3 protein-coding genes are annotated in these 2,896 nt (G+C 70.9%); 2 read left to right on the top strand and 1 reads right to left on the bottom strand.

All coding sequences use genetic code 11. The annotated features are described in order from the left end of the window. Positions 1 to 229 precede the first annotated feature (229 nt). The gene (locus tag VD972_RS38750) at positions 230 to 535 is read left to right on the top strand and encodes a hypothetical protein (RefSeq protein WP_324993867.1); all 306 of its coding nucleotides are present in this window, start codon (positions 230 to 232) and stop codon (positions 533 to 535) included. 360 nt (positions 536 to 895) lie between these two features. On the opposite strand, the gene VD972_RS38745 is transcribed toward VD972_RS38750, so the two are convergent. Then, positions 896 to 1,969, bottom strand: coding sequence for a sulfite oxidase (locus tag VD972_RS38745; RefSeq protein WP_324993865.1), 1,074 nt, complete (start codon positions 1,967 to 1,969; stop codon positions 896 to 898). Between the two features lie 171 nt (positions 1,970 to 2,140). Here VD972_RS38745 and VD972_RS38740 point away from each other — a divergent pair. Then, a partial coding sequence (locus VD972_RS38740; RefSeq protein WP_324993863.1) for an FAD-dependent oxidoreductase occupies positions 2,141 to 2,896 on the top strand: 756 nt, incomplete at its 3' end.

The raw sequence follows: 2,896 nt of genomic DNA, 5'->3' as shown, positions 1-2,896 counted from the left end.
AGCTTGCGGATCAACTGGTACTTGCCGAGCTGCTGCATCACGAGCCGTTTCCTCCTCGGGCACAGTCCGAGGACACCCCGAGCGACGGCGGAAGCCTACCGCCGCTCGGGCAGACGGTTGCACAGACTCGGGGTTGAGGGGAATGCGGTACTTAAGGAGCCAGGGGCCCGGTTGCCTGCCTGATCGGACCTCCCACAACATTCCATGGGGTGCGGACTTGAGAGCAGCCTTGAGCTTCCAGAGGTGCACGTTGGTGGTGGTGGGCTGGGTGATGCTTGCGGCCTGCTCGTCAGGGCGGAGCGAGGCGATGAAGCCCGGCCCTCAGGAAGTCACGGAGCGGCCCCAGGAGGAGGCTCCGCCACCCGTGGAACGCCCCCCCGAGAAGCCCTCGCCTCCACCCCCCGTGAGCCGCCCGGATGTCGGCGCGTCCCGCTGTGGCCCCGATGAGCGCGAGTGCTGCGGCGCCTGCATCCCCAGGTCCGAGAAACGCTGCCCCGAGAACATCCACTGCCCCACGGCGGCCCCCGAGAAGTGAGCTGCCGCACGAGCCCCACTCCTTCCGGTGTCAGACTGGAAGGCTACTCCTTTGTCCTGCATGACGAAGGAGGCTTCCCTGAAGTCCCCCCGCCCCGCTCTCGATGGCACTCCTCCCGTCACGGGCCAAGCCCCTGAGGACGAGGTGTGCTCCGTTCCCACGACGGAGTCCTGTGAGGTGGGTGCCAACAAGGGCTCCGAGGGCACCGCTGACCCTCATCCCCCTCCCCTCCCCGTTCCTGCTTCGCCCAGCTCCCAGGACCCCAAGCGTGAGCCCGCTCCTTCCCAGGAGGAGAGCTGCACCCGCGGCCCACGCAGCCTCGTGGATGTCCTCGACTCTCTGCTGTAGCGCAGACGGGGATCAGCCCACGTCCACCAGGCGCACCTGCACCGCGTTGTTGCCGTAGCCGAGCCGGTTCCACGGCACCGTCTCTGGCTGCGTCTCGCCGGCCTCGTCCGTCGCACGGGCTCGCAGCGTGTGCCGCCCGGGTTGTGCGTCCTCCCACGTGAAGGCCCAGCGCACCCAGGCCGAGGGCCTCGGCGGCTCCAGCAGCGTGGCTGGCTTCCACGTCTCCCCGCCGTCCACCGCCACCTCCACCTGCACCACCCGCCGCTCCCCGCTCCACGCCACGCCCTGCACCACCACCCGGCCCGGTGCCACGCGCGCGCCCTCCCCCGGCGCGATGATCAGCGACTTCACCCGTATCCGCGTCACCGGCTCCGGCGCGCGGCCATCGCCCAGGTCATAGATGTAGCGCTCGCTCTGGTAGTGGCCCCGGAAGGGCCGCGTGAGGACCGTGATTCGCCTCACCCACTTCACGCTCGCCATGCCGTACCAGCCGGGGACGATCAGCCGCACCGGCGCTCCATGGGCGCGCGACAGGGGCGCCCCGTTCATCTCCAGCGCCAGCAGCGTGTCCGGGTGCAGCGCCTTGCTCATGGGCAGGGTGCGGGCAAAGCGCTTGCTCCCCTCCCCGTCCGCGCCCTCGACCAGCACCTCCAGCACGTCCGGACGCAGGCGCGCGCGCCCAAGCACCTCCGCCAGCGGCACTCCCTTGAACACCGCCGTGCCCAGCGCGCCCTTGTCCCACGGCTCACCCTCCGGGAGGGGCGCCATCGAGGTGCGCCCGTTGCCCGCGCACTCCAGCGTCACCGTCAGCTCGCGCAGGGGCCCTCGCGCCAGCTCGGCCGGCTTCAGGGTGAGCGGCACCTCCACCGCGCCTTCCACTGCGATGCGATGTGCATCCGCCGGCAGCTCCGGCTCGGGGTGGTTGCTGCGCACGAAGAACGAGGCCGTGGGCGTGCGGGCCTGCGCCAGCGCCTCCAGGGGTGTCTCCGCGTTGAAGGGCTCCAGCTTCACCGGCACCAGCCTGGCCCGCTCCTGTTCCGCGCGCGCCTCTTCCGTGGCCTCCTCTGACTCGGCGCCTGTCTCCATCTTTCCTTCCACAGTCCACCCCCCTGAAAGGAGATAGGGGCGCACCTGCCCGAGGGACAAGGGTCCTCGTTCGCTGGCGGTCACTTGGCGACCTGGCGACTCAACCTTGCGCGGGGCAGTTGAGGACCAACGGACACGGCACCTGCTCGCTGCCCGTGGCAGTCTTCACCCATGAAGCACCGGTATGACGTCATCGTGGTGGGCCTGGGCCACGCGGGCTGCGAGGCCGCCCTCGCCTGCGCCCGCATGGGACTCGACACGCTGGGCCTCACCCTGAAGCGAGACCGTGCCGCCGTCATGAGCTGCAACCCCGCCGTGGGTGGCACCGCGAAGGGCCACCTCGTCCGCGAGCTCGATGCGCTCGGCGGGGAGATGGGCCACGCCGCGGACCGGGCCGGCACCCACTTCAAGACGCTCAATGCCTCCAAGGGCCCCGCCGTCCAGGCCACCCGCGTCCTCTGCGACCGGGACGCTTACGCGCGCATCGTCCAGTCCGCCCTCTTCTCCCAGCCTGGCCTCACCGTGCACGAGGCCGAGGTCTCCTCCGTCGTCGCCGAGGGCGGCCAGGTGCAGGGCGTGGTGCTCGGCGATGGCACCCAGCTCCAGGCGCGCGCCGTGCTGCTCACCACCGGCACCTTCCTCCAGGCCCTCATGCACGTGGGCGAGAAGAAGGAGGTGGGAGGCCGGCTTGGGGACGAGGCCGCTCGCGGGCTCTCCGAGTCGCTGCGCGCCCTGGGCTTCACGCTCGGTCGCTTCAAGACGGGCACGCCCGCGCGCCTGAAGCGAGACTCCATCCACTGGCAGGCCGTGGAGCCGCAGCCGGGTGACTTGCCGCCGCGCTTCTTCTCGTGGCGGACGCGCCAGTCGCTGGCAGGCCGTGAGCCCTCCCCGCTCCAGCCTCCGGTGACGTGCGGCATCACCTACACC

The organism is Hyalangium sp. (assembly GCF_035629615.1).
Taxonomy (GTDB): Bacteria; Myxococcota; Myxococcia; order Myxococcales; family Myxococcaceae; genus Hyalangium.
Note: the sequence above shows the minus strand (reverse complement) of the source record. Positions and strands in the feature narration are given on the sequence as shown.

Bases quoted from the DNA above. Each gene is read 5' to 3' on its own strand.
- VD972_RS38745 (WP_324993865.1), bottom strand. From the start codon at position 1,969: ATGGAGACAGGCGCCGAGTCAGAGGAGGCCACGGAAGAGGCGCGCGCG.